Annotated in this window: 20 protein-coding genes and 1 pseudogene; 2 read left to right on the top strand and 19 right to left on the bottom strand. The window is 63.8% G+C overall.

Annotated elements, in window-relative coordinates; genetic code table 11:
- Both recJ and ACWI6D_RS07230 read right to left on the bottom strand, forming a co-directional pair.
- Nucleotides 1-2067: single-stranded-DNA-specific exonuclease RecJ (recJ, locus tag ACWI6D_RS07235; protein WP_449134193.1), on the bottom strand; the 2067-nt coding region annotated here is incomplete at its 3' end.
- A gap of 154 nt (nt 2068-2221) precedes the next feature.
- Nucleotides 2222-2365: pseudogene (locus ACWI6D_RS07230) on the bottom strand (substrate-binding domain-containing protein); the annotation flags it as partial.
- 273 nt (nt 2366-2638) lie between these two features.
- Between ACWI6D_RS07230 and ACWI6D_RS07225 the strand changes: the two are divergent.
- A complete protein-coding gene (locus tag ACWI6D_RS07225; RefSeq protein WP_449134192.1) occupies nt 2639-3841 on the top strand; it encodes a diphosphate--fructose-6-phosphate 1-phosphotransferase in 1203 nt (400 codons plus the stop codon).
- A 117-nt stretch (nt 3842-3958) separates the two neighbouring features.
- Here the strand turns inward: ACWI6D_RS07225 and ACWI6D_RS07220 are convergent, their stop codons facing one another.
- The 3 genes from ACWI6D_RS07220 to ACWI6D_RS07210 all read right to left on the bottom strand — a co-directional run bounded on the left by ACWI6D_RS07220 (nt 3959) and on the right by ACWI6D_RS07210 (nt 5758).
- Nucleotides 3959-4105 (bottom strand): hypothetical protein, encoded by a 147-nt coding sequence (locus tag ACWI6D_RS07220; RefSeq protein WP_449134191.1) that lies wholly within the window; start codon nt 4103-4105, stop codon nt 3959-3961.
- A gap of 3 nt (nt 4106-4108) precedes the next feature.
- Nucleotides 4109-4711, bottom strand: coding sequence for an HD domain-containing protein (locus ACWI6D_RS07215; protein ID WP_449134190.1), 603 nt, complete (start codon nt 4709-4711; stop codon nt 4109-4111).
- Nucleotides 4712-4801: 90 nt separating this feature from the next.
- Nucleotides 4802-5758 carry a putative manganese transporter gene (locus tag ACWI6D_RS07210; RefSeq protein WP_449134189.1) on the bottom strand — a complete coding sequence of 319 codons (957 nt, stop codon included), beginning with the start codon at nt 5756-5758 and terminating at the stop codon, nt 4802-4804.
- 299 nt (nt 5759-6057) lie between these two features.
- Here ACWI6D_RS07210 and ACWI6D_RS07205 point away from each other — a divergent pair, with 299 nt between their 5' ends.
- Nucleotides 6058-7365, top strand: a complete 1308-nt coding sequence (locus ACWI6D_RS07205) for a type IV pilus twitching motility protein PilT (protein WP_449134188.1) — start codon at nt 6058-6060, stop codon at nt 7363-7365.
- On the opposite strand, the gene groL is transcribed toward ACWI6D_RS07205, so the two are convergent.
- The 14 genes from groL to ACWI6D_RS07135 form a co-directional block, all read right to left on the bottom strand.
- Nucleotides 7286-8920 carry a chaperonin GroEL gene (gene groL, locus ACWI6D_RS07200; protein ID WP_129423313.1) on the bottom strand — a complete coding sequence of 545 codons (1635 nt, stop codon included), beginning with the start codon at nt 8918-8920 and terminating at the stop codon, nt 7286-7288. The genes ACWI6D_RS07205 and groL overlap by 80 nt on opposite strands.
- Nucleotides 8921-9002: 82 nt before the next feature.
- The gene (locus tag ACWI6D_RS07195; RefSeq protein WP_129423314.1) at nt 9003-9290 is read right to left on the bottom strand and encodes a co-chaperone GroES; all 288 of its coding nucleotides are present in this window, start codon (nt 9288-9290) and stop codon (nt 9003-9005) included.
- Nucleotides 9291-9648: 358 nt separating this feature from the next.
- Nucleotides 9649-10383: a response regulator transcription factor gene (locus ACWI6D_RS07190; RefSeq protein ID WP_288284536.1), complete on the bottom strand. Its 735-nt coding sequence runs from the start codon at nt 10381-10383 to the stop codon at nt 9649-9651.
- 5 nt (nt 10384-10388) lie between these two features.
- A complete protein-coding gene (locus tag ACWI6D_RS07185) occupies nt 10389-11633 on the bottom strand; it encodes a sensor histidine kinase (protein WP_302936031.1) in 1245 nt (414 codons plus the stop codon).
- An 87-nt stretch (nt 11634-11720) separates the two neighbouring features.
- Complete coding sequence (locus ACWI6D_RS07180) at nt 11721-13196, bottom strand: FAD-dependent oxidoreductase (RefSeq protein WP_449134187.1); 1476 nt, start codon at nt 13194-13196, stop codon at nt 11721-11723.
- A 328-nt stretch (nt 13197-13524) separates the two neighbouring features.
- Nucleotides 13525-14343, bottom strand: a complete 819-nt coding sequence (nadE, locus tag ACWI6D_RS07175) for an NAD(+) synthase (RefSeq protein ID WP_449134186.1) — start codon at nt 14341-14343, stop codon at nt 13525-13527.
- Nucleotides 14344-14374: 31 nt separating this feature from the next.
- On the bottom strand, nt 14375-14683 hold the full coding sequence (locus ACWI6D_RS07170) for a Cna B-type domain-containing protein (RefSeq protein ID WP_449134185.1): 309 nt from the start codon (nt 14681-14683) through the stop codon (nt 14375-14377).
- A 70-nt stretch (nt 14684-14753) separates the two neighbouring features.
- Entirely contained in the window at nt 14754-15188 is a 435-nt protein-coding gene (locus ACWI6D_RS07165; RefSeq protein ID WP_449134184.1) for a hypothetical protein, read from the bottom strand.
- A complete protein-coding gene (hypB, locus tag ACWI6D_RS07160) occupies nt 15155-15802 on the bottom strand; it encodes a hydrogenase nickel incorporation protein HypB (RefSeq protein WP_288284541.1) in 648 nt (215 codons plus the stop codon). Before hypB ends, ACWI6D_RS07165 begins: the two co-directional genes overlap by 34 nt.
- A 225-nt stretch (nt 15803-16027) precedes the next feature.
- A complete protein-coding gene (gene hypA / locus ACWI6D_RS07155) occupies nt 16028-16381 on the bottom strand; it encodes a hydrogenase maturation nickel metallochaperone HypA (RefSeq protein WP_129423322.1) in 354 nt (117 codons plus the stop codon).
- A 207-nt stretch (nt 16382-16588) separates the two neighbouring features.
- On the bottom strand, nt 16589-17419 hold the full coding sequence (tatC, locus tag ACWI6D_RS07150; protein WP_288284542.1) for a twin-arginine translocase subunit TatC: 831 nt from the start codon (nt 17417-17419) through the stop codon (nt 16589-16591).
- A 3-nt stretch (nt 17420-17422) separates the two neighbouring features.
- Nucleotides 17423-17983, bottom strand: a complete 561-nt coding sequence (locus ACWI6D_RS07145) for a Sec-independent protein translocase subunit TatA/TatB (protein WP_288284543.1) — start codon at nt 17981-17983, stop codon at nt 17423-17425.
- Nucleotides 17984-18193: 210 nt separating this feature from the next.
- Nucleotides 18194-18388: a CASC3 protein CASC3 gene (locus tag ACWI6D_RS07140; protein ID WP_129423325.1), complete on the bottom strand. Its 195-nt coding sequence runs from the start codon at nt 18386-18388 to the stop codon at nt 18194-18196.
- A gap of 3 nt (nt 18389-18391) precedes the next feature.
- Entirely contained in the window at nt 18392-19744 is a 1353-nt protein-coding gene (locus ACWI6D_RS07135) for an amidohydrolase family protein (RefSeq protein ID WP_449134183.1), read from the bottom strand.
- Between the last annotated feature and the right edge of the window lie 171 nt (nt 19745-19915).

The raw sequence follows: 19915 nt of genomic DNA, 5'->3' as shown, positions 1-19915 counted from the left end.
GAACAGGCTGGCCTCGTGGGCCGCCAGCGCGCGCAGCGTGGCGTGCACCTGGAACGTCAGCGACTTGCCACGCCCCGTGACCATGACGCCCAGCACTGAGCGGCCGGCCGCCAGGTTGTCCAGAATGTCGCGCTGCGCCTGGTGCAGCTGCCCGTCGCCGATGATGGCGCGCACGATGTGCTCCGTCAGCTGCTCGGGATCCTGCCGCGCCATGGCCTCCCACTTCACGCGGTTGACTTCAAGCTCGTTCTCGTATTCCTCGATGGCCTCGGGGTCGTGCGGCGCGTCGGCGCACAACTCCTCGTCGCGCGTGGCGTACAGGTCGGACACGAAGCTGAGGTTTTCCGGGTTCAGGCACGCCTCAAGCGCGGCGCACGTGCGCGCCGGCGACAGCGATTTCAGCATGGCCTTCACGCTGCGGCGGTTCTTCCATTCGTCGATCTGCACCTCGAACGCCGCGTTGACCACGCTGTCCGTGGTCATAAGCGCCTTGATGTCGTTGCAGTGGAACATGATGCCCGCCACCGTGGTGCGGCCGTTGGAAAGCGAGCACGAGAAGTGGTTGCGCTCGGCGCCCACGGCGCGACAGTGCAGCAGCGTGACGTCGCGCGCCAGGTACACGGGCACGGGGTGTTCCTGCCCGAACGGCGCCAACGCGTCAAGCTGCGCCACGTTGCGCAGCGTCAGCTCGTCAAGGTTCACGCACGCGTCGATGGTGATAAGCGGATGAAACGCCCCCTCGGGCAGCGCGTCCATGTATTCGCACAGGCGGCGCTCGAATTCCGGCAGCTTTTCGGTAGGCAGCGTCACGCCGACGGCCGCCTCATGGCCGCCGAAGCGAAGCAGCAGGTCAGAGCAGCTTTCCACCGCTTTGAACAGGTTAACCTGGCCAACGCTTCGCCCTGAACCGCGCGCTTCGTCGCCATCGATGGTGAACAGCAGCGTGGGCACGCCGTACGTGTTGACCAGGCGGCTTGCCACAATACCCTTCACGCCTTCGTGCCAGCCTTCGCCGGCAACCACCAGCGCACGCTGGCCCTTGTAGGTTTCGGCGGCCTGGGCTTTGGCGATTTCGGACAGCTCGGCCTCGATGGCGCGGCGCTGGTCGTTGACGCTTTCCAGACGCTGTGCCAGCTGGTTGGCCTCGTCGAAGCTGTCGGTAAGCAGCAGGTCGAGCGCCAGTTGCGCGTCGCCCATGCGGCCGGCGGCGTTCAGGCGCGGGATGATGGAGAAGCTTAAGTTCGTGGCCGTGACCTGCTTGGCCGCGGCGCCCGACGTTTCAAGCAACGCGGCGATGCACGGGCGCGGCGTCTCGTTGATATGGCGCAGACCGTCGGCCACCAGCGCGCGGTTCTCGTCGCGCATGGGCATGAGGTCGGCGATGGTGCCGAGCGTTGCGAAGTCAGTGAACTGGCGCCACAGGTGCGGCTTGCCAAAGCGGCCGCCCAGCGCCTGCACCATTTTCAGTGCCACGCCCACGCCGGCCAGAATGGCGCTGGGGCAGGCGGCGTCGCACTTCGGATCGGCCACCGGCACGCCTTCGGGCACCAGGTCGGACGGCTCGTGGTGGTCGGTGATGGCAACCTGGATACCGCGCCGCTCAAGCAGGCGCACCTCTTCCTTGCAGGCGATGCCGCAGTCAACCGTTACCAGGAAATCGGGGTTGACCTGGGACAGGCGATCGATGGCAGCCGGCGTGATGGCGTAACCTTCCTCGAAGCGGCGCGGGATGAACGGCGTGACGGTGGCGCCAAGTGCGCGCAGACCGCGCGTCATGACCGTGGTGGCCGAGATGCCGTCAAGGTCGAAGTCGCCGAACACCAGGATGTGGTCGCCGCGGCGGATGGCAGCTTCAAGGGCGTCGGCAACGTCCGCCAAGCCGGGAATGGTATAGGGGTCGCGCCAGTCGCGGTCAAGCGACGGCGATAAGAAACGGTTCGCAGCTTCCGGGGTGTCGATGCCGCGCGACACGAGCGTGGCCGCAATGAAGTGCGGCATGTGCAGCTCGCGTTGCAGGCAGGCAACAGCCTCGGGGTCCGCTGCCTTGATGTTGAATCTGGCAGACATGATAGGTACCTACTTTATGCAACATTCCTAATAGTTCGCTTCCCATTGTCGCACAACAGGCGCCCGGCGCCACCGGGAAGTAACGCACCTGACATGTGGAGCTGCGGATGGTCAAACGCGAAGCACATCGAGCGCACAACAAGATTGTCTCAACGTTGTAGCTGTCGGTGGCGCCGTCGTACAGGTGCGCGAGCGCGATGTGTGCACGCCCGCGATACACATCCACCAGCGCGTTGTAGCTGCCTTCGTAGATGCGGTCGACGGCAAGGCCCGTGGCGCCCAGGTAGTTTGCCAGCACGTCGCCGACGATGTCGTTACCCGCCAGGATGCAGGTGGCCGTTTGCTGCGCGCCGGTTGCCCCCGGCGCTGCCGTTGCCGCCGCCGCATGAGTGCCCGGCGCAGCGCCCGCCTGGCCAGATGCGGCCGGTATAGCAAACTGAAGGCCCGTTGTCTCAAGCTGCCGCGCACCATCGATGCTGCTCGTGCGAAGGCGGGGCGGCCTCGCGCAAATGGGGTTACGGGTGTGCCATAATGGGGTTTCCTAACCTGAACTACTTTGCAGGAGCATCACATGGCCAACTGCCTTGTCGCCCAATCCGGCGGACCCACCGCCGTCATCAACGCCAGCTTGGCTGGCGTCATCCGCGCCAACCAGCTCAACCCGTTGTACGACCACGTCTTCGGCGGCCTGCACGGCATCGAAGGCACGCTCGAAGGCAACCTGTGCGACCTGACGCACCTGTCGGGCCGCGACATCGAGGTGTTGAAGCAAACGCCCTCAAGCGCGCTGGGCACGTGCCGCTACAAATTCTCTGAAGAGGCCGACTTCCAACGCCTCATCGACGTGATGGACGCCAACAACATCGACACCATGTTCTACATCGGCGGCAACGGCTCCATGTCCACCGTGTCCACCATGGCAACATGGGCGGCCGAGCACGACGTAAGCAAGCGCTTCATCGGCATCCCGAAAACGGTGGACAACGACCTGGGCATTATGGACCACTGCCCCGGGTTCGCCAGCGCGGCGAAGGTGGCGTGCGAGATCACCCACGCCACGCGCATGGACTACGACGCCTACACGCGCCCCGAGGTGTTCGTGCTTGAAACCATGGGCCGCGATGCAGGCTGGCTTGCGGCCAGCACGTTCATGACCGGCGACGTCGACCTGCTGGTGCTGCCCGAAGTGGATTTCCGCCGCAGCATTTTCCTGGAGCAGGTGCGCGCGAAGATGGAGCAGCAAGGCAGCTGCTACGTGGTCATTTCCGAAGGCGCACGCTGGTACGACGGCACGTACCTGTCCGCGAACGGCAAAGCCGCCGACGGGCTGGGCCACGCCATGCTCGGCGGCGCGGCCGGGCGCTTGAAGTCCATGATCGTGGAGGCGGGCATCGCGCCGCGCTGCGTGGTGCAGGATTTGTCGCGCGTGGCGCGCTCCAGCAACTTCGCCATGAGCCTGGTTGACTTTGAAGAAGCCTATGACCTGGGCGTTTGCGCGCATATGCGCAGCTTCGACCCCACGTTTACCGGCAAGGTGGTGGGCATCTTGCGCGGCGCCACCGAAGACGGCGACTACAACGCCGAGTTCTTCGCATGCGACGCAGCGCAGGTGGCGAACTACGTCAAGCGCTTCCCCACCGAGTGGATCTTGCCGAACTACCAGGGCATCACGCAGGAAGCCATGGACTACTTCCGCCCGCTTATCCAAGGCGAGCCGAAGCTCATCTGCGAAAACGGCATCCCCGTCACGCTGAAGCCATTCAACCGGCGATAGCGGGTAGTGCGCGGCCGAAGCGGTTTGATACGACTTGCCAATGATCCGTACGCCGTAGGCGCCGCATGATTTCAACCGAAATTCGTAGGGTTGAGCGAGAGCTGAGTCCTACGAATTTCATTCCCTAGCGATTCCTATAAACAGGTTACTGGATACCGCTTCATGGGCAAGCTCCCAGGTCAGGAGCTTGCCTGCGGTGGCCAGGTTGCTTGCGATGGTTGACTTCCCGATGCCGCCCTTGCCGTAGATGGCCAGCTTGTACATGCGCTACTCCGCTGGCACGAACGTGTCGCGGTCGGGTGCAAACGACTGCATGGCGCGGATGGTGCGGTCAAACAGCTCGTCAAGTTTCCAGCCCAGCATCTCGGCACCCGCGCGGATGACATCGCGGTTCACGCCCGCGGCGAAGCGCTTGTCCTTGAACTTCTTCTTCAGCGACTTCACGTTGAAGTCCATGACCGACTTGCTGGGGCGCATGACCACCGCCGCGCCGATAAGGCCCGTCAGCTCCTCGGTGGCGTACAGCACCTTCTCCATCTGCGCTTCCGGCTTCGGCAGCGTGTCGTTCAAATCGCAGTTGTGCGACTGGATGGCGCGGATGAGTTCCGGCGTGCCGCCCGCCGCCGCAATAAGCTCGGCCGCGTACACCGTGTGGTTGACCGGGTCGTCGTCATGCTCTTCCCAGTCCACGTCGTGCAGCAGACCCACGATGCCCCAGAATTCCTCGTTTTCCGGATCGAATTCGCGCGCGAAATAGCGCATGGTCTGCTCGACGGTTTCGCCGTGCTCAATATGGAACTCGTCTTTGTTGTGATCGGTCAACAGCGCAAACGCCTCGTCGCGCGTGATGCCTGCATGCAAAGCTGCCATGGGATTCCCCCTCAAACGCTCGAAGGCCGCACTGCCCGGCGGCCCGATTCTTCGTGCGACCATGCTAGCACGTCTGAGGATAAGCCACAGCTAGAACGTGATGCCGAAGGCGGTGATGATAAGGCCCCAGAACACGCCCGTAGCCCACAGGCCGGCCAGCACAATGAGGTTTTGGCGCACCTGGCGGTTCGTGCGGAACAGCACAAGCAGGCCCACGCCCGCCGACACCAGAAGGCCCGCCATCATGGCGCCGGCGCCCAGCGCGCCATCGACGTACAGCTGCGCGATGACCACGCTGGCCGCACAGTTCGGGATAAGGCCCACCAGCGCCGAGCCGAACACCGACAGCGCCGGGTTGCTGCCCAAAAACGCTCCGATGGCATCTTCGCCAACCACCTCAAGCACGCCGTCGAGCACAAGCGTGATCAGGAAGATGAATACGGTGACCTGCGCCGTATGCTTCAACGCGCTGCGCAGGATGGAGCTGTGCTCGTGATGGTGTTCGTGCTCCTCGTCGTGCTGGTAATCGTAGGCAAGCTCGGGGTTCTGCTCGCAGGCGTCGCATTCGCCGTTGCAGTGGCAGTGGTCGCGCTCGCACAGCTCGTGGATGCGCAGCTTCTCGCGGTCGCGGCGCGCCAGGCGCACGGCGGCGTCCACCACAAAGCCCATGATCATGCCGATCATCAGCTTCACGCCCATAATCTTCACAATGGTCATGGGGTCAACTTGCTCGGCCAGGAAAATGGGCAACATCTCGTCGGAGGTGGACAGGAACACCGCGAACAGCGTGCCCAGCGTGATGACGCGGCCTGCCCACAGCGTTGCAGCCGCCGCCGAGAAGCCGCATTGCGGCACGATGCCCACCACGGCACCCACCACCGGGCCCGCCGCGCCGGCGCGACGCACGGCCTCTTCGGCCTTGTCGCCCGCCTTGTGCTCCAGCCATTCCATGGCCAAATACGTTACGAACAGAAAAGGGATAAGGTACAGCGTGTCCTCGATGGAGTGCTCGAGGACGTGCCCGACGAGATGCGTGATGTCTTCCATGAACCTTGCCTTGCGATCGAAAGATGCCTTTGCCCGCGCATGCGTCGCATGCGCTCCATGTATCAGGTTCCCAGTTTACAGAACGCGTCAAGCGAACACGAAGAAACCATGAATGCTGGTTAACTTTCCCGACTTTTGCCCTCTGCGGCCTGGGGTGCCTTGCGGCCCACAGCGCCGAACCATCATCGACGGATGAACAAATTCCAGGGGGCGTTCAACCGACGCCTGCGCGAACGCGAACGGGTTCCTTGAACCCGTTCATAACTAACGACGAGAAGCAATAGCATAGGAGGATCGCCATGCAACTGAAAAGTCTACTCGAGAAGATGATCGAGGTGCACGCTTCCGACGCGTTCATCATCGCCGGCCTGCCTCTGGCGTACCAGGCAAGCGGATCGCATGTGCGCACTGACACGGCCCCTCTCACCCCGGCCGACGCGCAGGAGCACATCGAGACGATCTACGAGCTGGCCGGCCGCGACCTGAGCCTGTTCACTGACAGCGTGAACCACGACGACGACTTCAGCTTCGCCGTCCCGAGCGTCGGCCGTTTCCGCGCCAACATCTTCCGCCAACGCGGCTCCTACGGCGCCGTCATCCGCGTCATCCCCTTCGGGCTGCCCGACCCTGACGAGATGAACATCCCGGAGTCCGTCATGCGCCTTGCCGACCTGAACAGGGGCCTGGTGCTGGTGACGGGCCCCACCGGCTGCGGCAAGTCCACCACGCTGGCGTGCATGCTCGACCGCATGAACCACAAGCGCACGGGTCATATCCTGACCATGGAGGACCCCATCGAGTTCGTGCATAAGCACGGCTCCTGCATCGTCACGCAGCGCGAGATTCCCACCGACATCGCCAACTACTCCGAGGCGCTGCGCTCAGCCATGCGCGAAAGCCCCGACGTCATCCTGCTCGGCGAGATGCGCGACGCCGAGACCATCGGCACCGCCATCAACGCTGCCGAGATGGCGCAGCTGGTGCTCTCCACGCTGCACACCACCAGCGCCGCCGACACCATCGAGCGCATGATCGACGCCTTCCCCGCCAACCAGCAGCGCCAGATCCGCACCCAGCTGTCGCTCGTGCTGCAGGCCACGGTCAGCCAGATGCTCATCCCCGCGCTCGACGGCACCACCATCCCCGTGTTCGAGGTCATGCACATGAACACCGCCATCCGCAACCTCGTCCGCGAGGAGAAAACCTACCAGATCGACCCCGTGATCGCCTCCAACGGCGCCTCCGGCATGCAGACCATGGATCAGGCGTTGTTCAACGCCGTACGCGAGGGCAAGGTGGCGAAGGACGTCGCGCTACAGTACTCGCATCATCAGGAAGCCCTCCTGCGCCGTTTCCAGGCGGAAGGCCTGCAAGGACCCCATCAACCGCATGCAAGACCGCAAAACGCCCTCCTGCAACCGCAGGAGGGCGTTTTTGCCGCGCTTTGCAACCTGAGCGCAGAGCGCCGGATGCGAAAAGGGCCCGCCGAAGCGGGCCCTTTTGCTGCAAGGTTTATGAACCTGTTGCTTACATCATGCCGCCCATTCCACCTGCGGCTGCGGCAGCTGCGGCTGCGGCCGGATCGGGATCCTTCGGAATCTCGTTGATGGTGGCCTCGGTGATGAGGATCAGGGCCGCCACGGAAGCAGCGGACTGCAGAGCCGTGCGCGTAACCTTGACGGGGTCGTTGACGCCCATCTCGATCATCTTGCCGGTAGTGCCGTCGGCGAAGTTCACGCCCTCGCCCTTCTCCATGTGCTTGACCTTGTCAACCACAACGGAGCCTTCAAAGCCGGCGTTCTGCGCGATGGCGCGCATGGGGGCCTCCATGGCCTTGCGGATGATCTCCACGCCAACCTTCTCGTCGGCGTCGGTGACCTCAAGCTTGTCCAGCGCGGGGATGGCGTTGATGAGCGCCACGCCGCCACCAGCGACGATGCCCTCTTCAACAGCAGCGCGCGTAGCCTGCAGAGCGTCCTCGATGCGGGACTTCTTCTCCTTCAGCTCGGCCTCGGTGGCTGCGCCGACCTTCAGCACGGCAACGCCGCCGGACAGCTTGGCCAGACGCTCCTGCAGCTTCTCGCGGTCGAAGTCGGAGTCGACGCGCTCGAGCTCGTTCTTGATCTGGTTGATGCGGTCCTCGATAGCGGACTTGTCGCCAGCGCCGTCAACGATAAGCGCGGTATCCTTCGTGACCTTGACGGTCTTGGCGGTACCCAGCATCTCGATCTTGGCGTCGGCCAGCGTCATGCCGAAGTCCTTGTCGATGACCTGCGCGCCGGTGACGGCAGCGATGTCCTCGAGGATGCGCTTGCGGCGATCGCCAAAGCCGGGGGCCTTGATGGCCACAGCGTTGAACGTACCACGCAGCTTGTTCAGCAGGATGGTGGCCAGCGCCTCGCCCTCGACGTCCTCAGCAACGATGAACAGCGGGCGGCCGGTCTTCATGATCTGCTCCAGCAGCGGGACCATGTCCTGGATGTTGGAGATCTTCTGGTCGGTCAGCAGGATGAACGGATCGGACAGGTTGGCTTCCATCTTCTCCATGTCGGTTGCCATGTACGGGCTGATGTAGCCGCGCTCGTACTGCATGCCTTCCACGATTTCCATGTCCAGGCCGAACGTCTGGGAATCCTCGACGGAGATGGCGCCGTCCTTGCCCACGGCGTCCATGGCCTGGGCGATCTTCGCGCCGATTTCAGCGTCGCCGGCGGAAATGGTGCCGACGTTCGTGATCTGCTCAGTGGTGGAAACCGGCGTAGCGTCGGCCTTGATGGCCTCGACCACGGCGTCGGTTGCCTTCTGGATGCCGCGGCGGATGCCCAGCGCGTCGGCGCCGGCGGTCACGTTGCGCAGGCCCTCGGACACGATGACGTCGGCCAGCAGCGTGGCGGTGGTGGTACCGTCACCGGCAACGTCGTTCGTCTTGACGGCGGCTTCGCGGATGAGCTGAGCGCCCATGTTCTCGACCGGATCCTCCAGCTCGACTTCCTTAGCAACGGTAACACCGTCGTTGGTAATGAGCGGAGCGCCGAACGACTTCTCCAGGGCAACATAGCGGCCCTTCGGGCCAAGCGTAACCTTAACGGCGTTGGCCAGCTTGTTCACGCCGGCGGCAAGAGCGCTGCGGGCATCAGCTTCGAACTTGATATCCTTAGCCATTCTTGAAACTTCCTTTCGAATGCAGCTTGCGCGGCGCGTATGCCCGCGCAAGCCCTACTTACTTAAAGCGTGCGCTTGTGCGCTATTCGAACACGGCGTACAGATCGTCGGCGCGAAGGATGAGCACGTCCTCGCCGTCAACTTTGATCTCCTGGCCGCCGAACTTGCCGTAGACGACCTTGTCGCCAACCTTGACCGGCACCGGCACCAGGTTGCCGTCCTTGTCGGGCTTGCCAGCGCCCACTGCCAGAACGACGCCGCTCTGAGGCTTCTCCTTGGCCTCGGATGCGATGAACAGACCGGAAGCCGTGGTCTCCTCAGCTTCGTCAGCCTTCACGATAACGCGATCGCCCAGGGGTTTCAGATTCATAACGCTGCCTTCCTTTCGCATCGATTACGCGAGATTGGTTTCGCATACCCGTTATTTAACCACTCTGTGTTGCTGAGTGCTAGCACTCTTTGGTAACGAGTGCTAAACACATCGCCTACTATAGCAGCCGCCCCGCCGATTGCAAGCAGAAGCGTTAGAAATGTGAAGCCCCGCGAAAAACTTTTTCGCAGGGCTTCGGAATTGGCAAGATCGCGGCAGGCGGAAAGCCGGCCGGTTGCGCCCCGACCCGTAAATGAGGAAGGAGGCGAAGCGTTAGACCGGAAGCGAAGGGGCGGCCAAGGGAGCGCCCTGCCGCGCGCTTGCCGCGTCGCCGGGAAGATACAGCCACCCGCCGCCCTTACGCCACACCAGGCTTCACCAGGCCGCTTTCGTAGGCGCGCACCACCAGCTGCGCGCGGTCATGGGCATCAAGCTTGCCCATGATGCGCGCAAGGTGGGTTTTCACCGTTGCCGGGCTGATGAACAGACGCTCACCGATCTGTTCGTTGTTCAGGCCGCGCGCCACCAGCGTGAGAATCTCGCGCTCGCGGTCGGTCAGCTGCGACAGGCCCGCCGCCGCGGCCGCAGCCGGCGTTGCCGGGCGCGTGGCCACGAACGTCTCGATGAGCCGCCGCGTGATGGACGGCTCGATAAGCGCATCGCCGGCGGCCACCACGTGGATTGCCGACACGATCTCGTCGGGCTCGGCGTCTTTCAGCAGAAAGCCGCTTGCGCCGGCCGACAGCGCGTCGTACACATATTCGTCCAGGTCGAACGTGGTAAGGATGAGCACCTGCGTGGACGCAAGCGCACCGTTTGCGCGGATGGCGCGCGTGGCGTCGATGCCGTTGACGCGCGGCATGCGGATGTCCATGAGCACCACCTCGGGACGCAGCTTCTGCGCCAGCTCCACCGCTTGGTCGCCGTCGCGCGCCTCGCCCACCACCTCAAGGCCGTCGTAGGACGACAAGATCATGCGGAAGCCGCTGCGCACCAGGTCCTGGTCGTCAGCGATGAGCACGCGGATGGGCGCGCCGCCCGCCGCACCTGCGCCTGCGGCGCCCGCAGGCCCGCCAATCAGATTCTCGCCCATGTAGTTTACGCCTCCGTTCCTTTCAGCGGGATGCTTGCCCGCACGCAAAATCCACCCTGCGGCGCATCGCCGGCCGCAAACCAGCCACCCAGCACGCGCACGCGCTCGGCCATGCCCGCCACGCCGTGGCCCGCGCCATCGGCCGCCTGCGGAAGCGGCTCGTTCTGCCCGGGGCAGGCCGCCGGGCGCCCGCAGCCAACGCCGTCGTCGGCCACCAGCAGCGTTGCCGCGCCGTCTTCCACAGCGAAACGCAGCGTCGCATGGTGCGCCTGCGCATGCTTCACCGCATTCGTGCACGCCTCGCGCGCCACCGTGAACAGCGCCATGTCGATGTGCGCCGGCACCTGCGCGCGGTCGTAGCCGTCCATGTCAAGCGTCACGTCAAGGCCCGCACCGCGCAGATAGGACTCCAGCTCGCCCACTTGGTTCGTGCCCGCCGCCGGCATGGTTTCGACCACGTCGTCGCCGTGGCGCAGCACGCCGATCATGGAGCGGATGTCGTCAAGCGCGCTTTTCGCCGTGGTGCGCGCCGTGGACACGGCCTCCTTCGCCATTTGGGGGTTGCGGTCAAGCAGGCGCTCGGCCGCCGCCAGCTGAATGCTGACGGCCGACAGCGAGTGCGCCGTGATGTCGTGCACCTCGCGCGCGATGCGCACGCGCTCCTCCTCCACGCGCCGCGCCGCCTCTTCCTCGCGCGTGCGCTCGGCCTCGGCCGCGCGCTGCTCCACCTCGTGCACGTAGGCCGCATGCGTGCGGTACGCGTAGCCCGCCAGCACGGCCGCCACCATCAGCGCGATGTTCTGGAAGCGCGTGAAGAACACCATGCTTGCCGCCTGCATGGGCGCGTCGCCGAACAGCAGCGACAGCACGGCCAGCACGCCGCACACCACGCCCGGCACCGTGCCGCACTCCACCGCCACCGTGTACAGCGCCACCAGCGGGCCCACCACCGTCATGGAGAAGCCCGAGAACTTCAGCTGCAGGCCCAAGAATATGACCAAGCAGGCGGCGAACACGGGCAGCGGGAAGCGACGGCGCAGCACCAGCGGCACCACCGTCATGGCCAGGCCCACGAACACCTGCAGGTCGGGCACCACGTTCACCATGCCCAGGTATTGGCGCAGCGCCAGGTCGGGGATGATGATTGACGACGCCGTCAGCATCAGCTGCACGCAGCCGAAGGCGAACGCCAAAAGCATCACCGCCACGTCGACGGCCCAGTCGCGCGCGGTCATTTCACGTTGTGTCATCAGCAAGTTTTCCATGGCCCCATAGTAAGCCACGCGCCCGGTCGTGCGCCATACGCCGCCAAGCGTATTCCGAACCGCATGCCACCTTTATGCCGCGCCCAGGTCTGATGCGACGGCCTTGCCCGTGAAAATGCCGAACGCGCCGTTCGTGGTCAGGCTTTCGCCGCCGCCTTGCGCCGCCGCACCGCAGCAGTACACGCCCGGGATGGCCTTGCCGGCGCCGTCGAGCAGCCGGCCGTTTTCGTCCACCACCGCGCCACCGCGCGTGCGGAAACGCACGGGGAACTGCTTGAGCGCATAATAAGGTGGCTTCAGGTCATCCAAAAACTGCAGGCGCCCGAAATCGGAGTCTTTGCCGGCGCTGACCATACTGGAATAGCGGTCCCACGTCTTTTTCAGCACGTCTTCGGACACGCCCATGTTGCCCGCCAGCTCCTCCACCGTTTGGCACGGGCCCACCACGCGCGAAGCGTTTTTCGCCGTGATCTGCGCCGCGCTGCGCGACTGCCCGCTTTCGGAGATGCGCCCGTCGAAGATGGTCCAGAAATAGCCGCGCTCTTCGGAGAAGCACGTTGCGGCCAGCGTGCGCATGTAGTCCTCGTTGGCGAAGCGGTTGCCCTGCGCGTCCACCACCAGCGTCACCGCGAACATGCTCCACGCCGCTGCGGGCGGCAAATCACTGGTCAGCGACGGGGTAACGGCCGTGTCGGCCAGCTTGGCGCCCAGCGCCTGGCACAGCTTGTGGCCCTCGCCCATGGACGCAGCCGTGTAGCACCCCACGCGCTGCCACGCGGGCAGATAGTCGCGCACCAGCGCCTGGTTGCTGGCGAACCCGCCCGTGGCAACCACCACGGCGCGCGTATGCACGTCAGTGACCGCGGGGGTCTCCTTGCCCGTGATGAAGCGCACGCCGCACACGTGGTTGTCCTCGTCAAGGATGAACGCGCTGGCGCAATAGCCCGTGGAGAATTGCACGCCTTTGCTGGACAGCTTGTCGCGCAGCGGCATCATGATGCTTTCCGTGTCGCCGATGCCGTTTTTCGGCAGCACGCGGCGGCGGTTCGCCTCGTTGGCCGTGTACGTGGCGGGGTCGGCGAACTGCGCACCATACGAGTCGCGCATGCGGTCGACCCACTCGGGCGCGGCGTAGAACAGGCGTTTCGCGAAATCGAGGTCGGTCACGCCCGCGGCCCTCAGCGTTTCTCGACGGCTGGGCCACACGTCGTCGCAGCTTTCCGTGATGCCGGCATCTTTCTGCACCTTGCTGCCCACCACGTCCATGACGGCGTTCGACTCGTAGCTTTCGCCGCCCAGCACGTCAAGCTTTTCGGCCACCATGACCGAAAGCCCCGCCTCGGCCGGGTCCATGGCGGCCGAAAGCCCCGCCACACCGCTGCCCAGGATCAGCACGTCCACGGACGTGGAAAACGACACCGCGGGCTGGCCGAGCACGCCCGTGCCCTCGGCCGACGGGGTCGACACCGCCGAACAGGCGGAAAACGCCGGCACCGCCGCGACGGCCGCGGCCGCGCCCACAAGCTTGAAGAACGCTCGACGCTGCATGCAAGTAAGCCTTTCAGCCGGCAAACGGCGGCCTGCAAGAAAAAGCGGGCCGCCGTTTGGTTGGTTATCGAAGCCATGGTAACGCCGAAGGGGCAGGCACACGCCCGCCCCTTCCAGAATGCGTCAGATATTCGCGCCAAAGGCATATTGCCGGCACGTGGGTGCAGGGCCAGATTACGCCCCGCTTGCGCGAGGCCGCGCTGGCAAGCCAACCGCCACGCGTTCGCGGAATCGCACGCAACCGCTCTCCCACCCCAAAGCACACGCATCACACGCATCACGCGCATCGCCCGGCACGCCTTGCGCGGGACGACGCGCAGCCGTGCGGCTAGTCGTAGAACTTCGTGTCCGGGAACGGCGGCTCGAGGGCGCGCTTGAACGCCTGCGACTCCACCTTCGCCAGCACGCGCTCGACGTCGGCGCGGTTGAACCCGGCTTCCACCAGGCCGTTCTCGTTCACACCGTGCTCGTAGTGCGCGATGAGCATGCGGTCAAGCGTGGCGTAGTCGATGCCCATGGACTTCTCGTCCTCCTGGCCGGGGGCAAGCTCGGCACTGGGCGGCTTCACCAGCACGTGCTGGGGGATGGGCGGCACCTGCCCGTCGCGCCCGGCGCGCTCGTTGCGCCAGCGGGCAATGGCGTACACGTCGGTTTTGTACAGGCCGCCGATAGGGGCGAACGCGCCGGCCGTGTCGCCGTACAGCGTGGAGTAGCCCATCATGGACTCGCTGCGGTTGCCCGTGTTCACCAGCATCCAGTTGTTCGCGTTCGAAAGCGCCATAAGCACGACGGTGCGGCAGCGCGCCTGGGTGTTCTCCGACGCCGTGCCGGCCAGCTTGCCGCAGCCCGAACGGCGCAGCACCGCCTCGAACGCCTCGAACGGCTCGCAGATGGACACGACGTGCGTTTCGATGCCCAAGTTCTCCGCCAGCTCGCGCGCATCGTCAAGCGAGTGGTCGGTGGAGTACGGGCCCGGCAGCATGACGCCGTGCACGTGCTCGGGGCCGAACACGTCGGCGCACAACGTGGCGATAACGCTCGAGTCGATGCCGCCGGAAAGCCCCACCACCATGTCGGTGAAGCCGGCGCCTTCCGCATAGGCGCGCAGCGCTTCGGCACACGCCTGGTACATATCGTTCGCTCGCATAAGCCGTCCTTTCAGCGCAAGCGGGATTCCTTCACGTGCCAGTATGCCCAAGCCATGTTTCCGGGCTATTGCGAAACGCCCACAGCTTGGCAACAGGACGAAAAGCATACACAAAAGGGCCCGCTGCCGGGCCCTTCTGCACTTGCGAATCCTTTAGCGCTTGCGGCGTTTCGCCAGCCTCGTTCACGTAGCATAGCTCGGCTGTCACCGATGCCGGACGCAGACCGTCCACGTCGTTCTCGTCGTTCCACACCTTCTTCGCGTTGATGTCGTCGCCGATGAACGTACCGCAGCCCTTCCCCTTTCGTGTAGGTGATGGTCTTCTTGTTCTGGTCGGCAAAATCGTACGTTGCGCCCGCATCCTCGTGCGCGCTCGACGTGCCGGACAGCGCGGTTGTTTCCGCCTTCACTTAGTTCATGTCGATGAACGGGGCGTTGACGATATCGAGGTCCTGCGCGATGGTACGCGGGAACGTCACCTCAGAGCCCCACGGCGCGTTAGTGCTGTTCACGAACTTGATGGCTTCGTGACCATTGTTCTGATAAGAAATCAGCTTGAACGTGTCGGTGTTGTTGCCGAACACGATGGCCTGGTTGTACCAGTACGTGCCGCTTGGCAGCTGCCCCTGGGCGCTTTGCATGCTGGCCTGGCTTTCGCCGGCGGTGGCCGAGGCCTTCGTCAGCGGCGAGAGTCCCACCATCAGGATGGCGGACATGACCTGCACCTGCTGATAGTTGACGTGCAGCACGCCGTTTTCAAGCGTGGGCGTGGCAGACGCACCGCCCACCAGGCTTAAATATATTGAAAATGCTACTGGATGGCGCGAATCTGCTCGGCCAGCCATGTGGCCCATTCCTCCACGCCTTCGCCTTTCGTTGCCACAATCGGGAAGATAGGCGCCTGCGGGTTGACCTGGCGCACGTTTTCGCAAAACGCCTGGCGATCGAAGTCGAACGCCTCCACGGTGTCCACCTTGTTCAACACCACAGCCTGCGACGCGCGAAATGCGCCTGGACATTCCAGCGGCTTGGCGTCGCCTTCAGACACAGACAAGATCACCGCCTTCGCGTTCTCGCCCAGGTCGAAGTCGGCGGGACGCGCCAGGCTGCCCGCGTTCTCCACAATCACTAGGTCAAGGCGGGCAAAATCCAGCTCATCGACGGCACAGCTGAGCGCTTCGGCGTCCAGGCAGCACGCGCTGTCCACGTCAACCCGCACGGCCGCGATGCCCTGCGCCTTGATGCGCTCAACATCCGCGGTGCTGGCTTTTTCGCTTTCAACCACGGCGATGTTGAACTCGTCGCGCAGCGCCTCGATAGTGGCCAGGATGGTGGACGTTTTGCCCGAACCGGGGCTGGCCAGCAGGTCAAGCAGGTACACGTGGTGCTCGGCGAAGCGACGGCGCAAAGCGGCCGCCATTTGATCGCTTTTGATGAAAGCAGATTGCTTCGTATCCATACGCACGGCGCTCCTTCCTGGTGATGGCGAATAGTGCAAAAAGCATGCGGCGAACCTCTGCCCAAGCAGCTCTCAACGAAGCAGCCAAAGGCGCCCGCGCAGCAAATCGGGCCACAAGCTTAGCGCCCAGCCCCGCCACGACAACACCGCCACAAGCCAAGGTGCAAAACCCGGCGCGAGCGCTCCAACGCCCGCAAAGTAAAATCTTGTAGCGACGCCAAAGCGCTAGTCGTCGGGCAAATCGACCTCGATGGAATCGATTTGCATCTCGCGTCCGGCAATCAGCTGCGTGGCATAGCTGCCGCACTTCGGGCACATCATGTGGAAGCGATCGTGCTCGTACTCGGCGCCGCAGTCAAGGCAGCGACTTTTCGGCTTCACGATGTTGATGTCAAGCTCCGCGCCCTCGCTGATGGTACCTTCCGTCAGCACCTCGAACGCGAAACGCAACGAGTCCTCGATGGCCTCGGTCATCTCGCCGATGGACAGCACCACCTTCAGCACCTTCGTGGCACCGGCTTGCGCAGCAGTTTGCTCCACTGCGTCCATGACGCCCGTCATGATTCCCAGTTCGTGCATGATGCTCCTTTGCACACGCGATGCGCGCGGCCCCAAGCCGCGCACGGATGATACGCATCCATACTAGCCCATCAACAGCAACACGCCCCGTGAATCCCCGCAAAGCACCGAAACGCACGGAAGCCCGTGCGTTTGCACGGGCTTCCGGAACAATCAGTAACAGCAAGCGGTAAAACAGCAGGCAAGTTTGCGAAGCCTGCGGCCTGGCTACTTGCGCTTGACGGCCTTCAGCGTTTTCGGCTTGTTGATGCCGGCTTCCTCGGCCTCTTCCTTCGCCAGCTCATCGTTCTGCTTCTTGATGCGGTTGCGCAGCGCCACGCGCGCCAACAGCAGCGACACCTCGTACAGCACGATCAGCGCAGCGAACATGAGCGCCATGGTGACCGGCGAAGCGTCAGGCGTGATGATGGCGCAGAACACCAGCAGGCCAACATAGATGCCGCGCCAGCTGTTGCGCAGTTTCTTGTACGGCACCACGTTGAACACCACCAGGTAGAAGATGACCAGCGGCAGCTCGAAGGCAACGCCGAAGCCTAGCAGGAACTTGATGATGATGTCCACATACGTAGACATGCGCGGCGTAACGGTGCCCAGGCCAAGCGCCTGGTCGGTCAACCACTGGAACGCCGGGTTCAGGATGATGCAGTAGCAAAACACTACGCCCACAATGAACAGCGCCACGGCGGCAACGAACGTGGGGATGAACCACTTGCGCTCGTTGGGCTTAAGCGCCGGCAGGAAAAACGCCAGCAGCTGCCACAAGATAACCGGCGAGCAAGCCACGATGGCCGCCCAGATGGAGATCTTGAAACGGGTGCCGAACGCCTCGAACGGGTCGATGGCCATGAACGACGGCAAGCCGTCGGGACCCTTCGGCAGGTAATCGGCGATGGGAATCATGAGGAACTGACCCATGGTAGGCGTGGCGAAGTAGAACACGCACACGCCGATGAGCAGGCACACAACAATACGCACCAAGCGCATGCGCAGCTCGCCCAAATGATCGAAAAGGGGCATACGCGCCGGTCCGATAGGCATCGGTTATTCCCCCTTTGCTTCGGTAGGTGCGGACTGGTTGGCAGCAGGCGCTGCAGGAGCCGGGGCGGCAGCGGCAGGCGTTGCGGCCTCGGTGGACTTCGCGTCGGCGGCGGCAAGGGCGGCCTGCTTGGCAGCTTCGGCCTTCTCGGCATCGGCGGCCTGCTTGGCAGCGCGCTCGCGGTCGTAGCGGGCCTTGCGCTCGCTGAAGCTTTCCTGCTTCGCAACGGTGCGCGGCTGCTGGGAAGCGGCCTTCGAAGGCGCGGAATGCGTTGCCTGCGACACGGCCTTGCTAGCGCTGCTCACCGCCTTGCTGGCACCATTCGCGGCCTTCTTGCCCGCGTCGGCGGCCTTTTCCATAACGTCAAGCGGGTTCTTGAACGGTTCGTCGGAATCGGGGTCGTACACCTCGTTCTTGATAACCTTGTTCATTTCCTCCTGCGCGTTGCGGAATTTGCCGATGGCCTTGCCCAACGTTTTCGCCATGGCAGGCAGCTTGTCGGGGCCGAACAGCAGAAATCCGAACAGCAGAATGAGGAATAGCTCAAATCCACCGATACCAAACAAAGCAATCCCCTTTGTAAGATGTCCACTACGTCCGTTGCGGCGCCAGCGAAGCGCACAACAACAGCCATTTATAGTAGCACATTCGCCCGAAGTGCCTTCGAGCGCAAGTCCTCTACAGAAAAAGTATTCCTGGGGAATTTGGCGAAACGCAAAACGGGCGCCCGCCGAAACGACGGAGCGCCCGCAACGTGCAACTTGGATACGCGTTGCCTACATGGACAGCACGGACAGCGCGATGGTGGGAATGCCCAACGCCAGCACCAGGATGACGCACACGACGATGGTGAAGATCTTCTTCGTGCGCTCGGCGCGCTCGCGACGAGCCTTCTCCTTGCGTTCACGTTCCTGAGCAGCCTTGATGCGCTCGGACTTCTGCTTTGCCGTAAGCTTTTGATTCGTTCCCATGTCCTACCTCAACTTGCTGCGAATCTCGATGACGCGAGCGATGTTGCGCGCCACTTCCACGCCCACGTGCCAATGGTTCTTCTCGTACAGCACCTTGCCAGCAACCATGGTCATCATCACATCGGAGCCGTTGCAGGCGTTGACCACCGAGGAAACGGGGTCGGTGGTGGGCGTTTGATGCGAACCGGACAGGTCGACGGCAATGACGTCGGCCTGCTTGCCCACGTCAAGGCTGCCCACCTTGTCGTCGATCTTCAACGCGCGAGCGCCGCCCATAGTGGCCATTTCCAGCATGGTTTCCGACTGCATGAACTCGCGCGAGTTCACGGCGCGCTGCAGCAGCATGCCGATGTGCATCTCGGCGATCATGTCGGTGGAGTCGGTGGCAGCGGGGCTGTCGGTGCCCAGGCCCACACGCAGGCCGTTGTTCAAAAACTCGCTCAGCGGGGCCACGCCCATGCCCAGCTGCGCGTTGATGCGCGGGCAGCTGGCAATGGATACGTCGTATTCCTTCAGCTTGCGAATGTCGTGGCCGCTGACGTAAACGCCGTGCACCATCATGACGTTGTCGCTTTCGAACGCGCCCCAGTTCAGCGCGTAGTTCACCGGCGTGGTGCCCGTGGGCAACCACGGCGGAATCTCCACGAAGCCGCGCTTGGTGTCCATGGAGTGCACGGAAAACGGCGAGGATCCGTAGCGCACGAAATCGCATTCCTCGCGATCGCCGGCCAGGCGCAGCGCAACGGGCACGTTCTCCTTTTTGGCGAACTGCGCCACCTTACGGAACATCTCGGGATGGCACGCGAACACGGCCGACGGCGAAAGGCCGATGGTGACGCGGCTGGAATCAACCTCTTCGCGCCAGTGCATGAGGTCGTTTTCGGCCTGGTGCATGGCGAAATCCACACGGCGGCGATCCATGGCGCCGACCTCACGGTAAATGACGCTGCGCATGCCGAGCTTCTGCGTGGCCGTGCAGCTGGCGCCCGACGCCGTAATGTCAGCGACGGTGGTGATGCCGCTGGAAAGCGCTTCCAGACCGCCAAGGATGGCCGAGTCGTACCAGTCGGCCACATCGAGCTTCGCGGACAGCTCGCGCATGGTCATAATCCACGTTGCGTAGGGCACGTCGTGTACGATGCCGCGCAGCACGGCGTTTTCCAGGTGCGTGTGCAGGTCGACGAAACCGGGCAGCAGCGCCGCCTGACCGTAATCGGACGTTTCCTCGTCGGGATAGCGCAACTTGAGCATGGCGGCGGTTCCGACGTCGCGGATAACGCCGTCGCGAACGAGCACGGCGCCGTTGTGGATGGGCTCCGAAGTGATGGGAAGCATGTACTGCGCGCACAAAAGCATGGATGGCCTCGCTTGTTCCGTGATTTGCAAGTAAACACGTATGATAGCACCGATGCGCCCGCCCGCCGGGCATCCACGAAAGCAACGCGGTAAGCGGAAAGCGAGCACCGCGGGGATGCAATGTGGCGAGGAAGCGAGAGCGGCAAAGGACCCGAAGCGACGGGGCGCCTG

Source organism: Senegalimassilia sp. (assembly GCF_977052095.1).
This window is presented reverse-complemented; position numbering and strand designations above follow the sequence as displayed.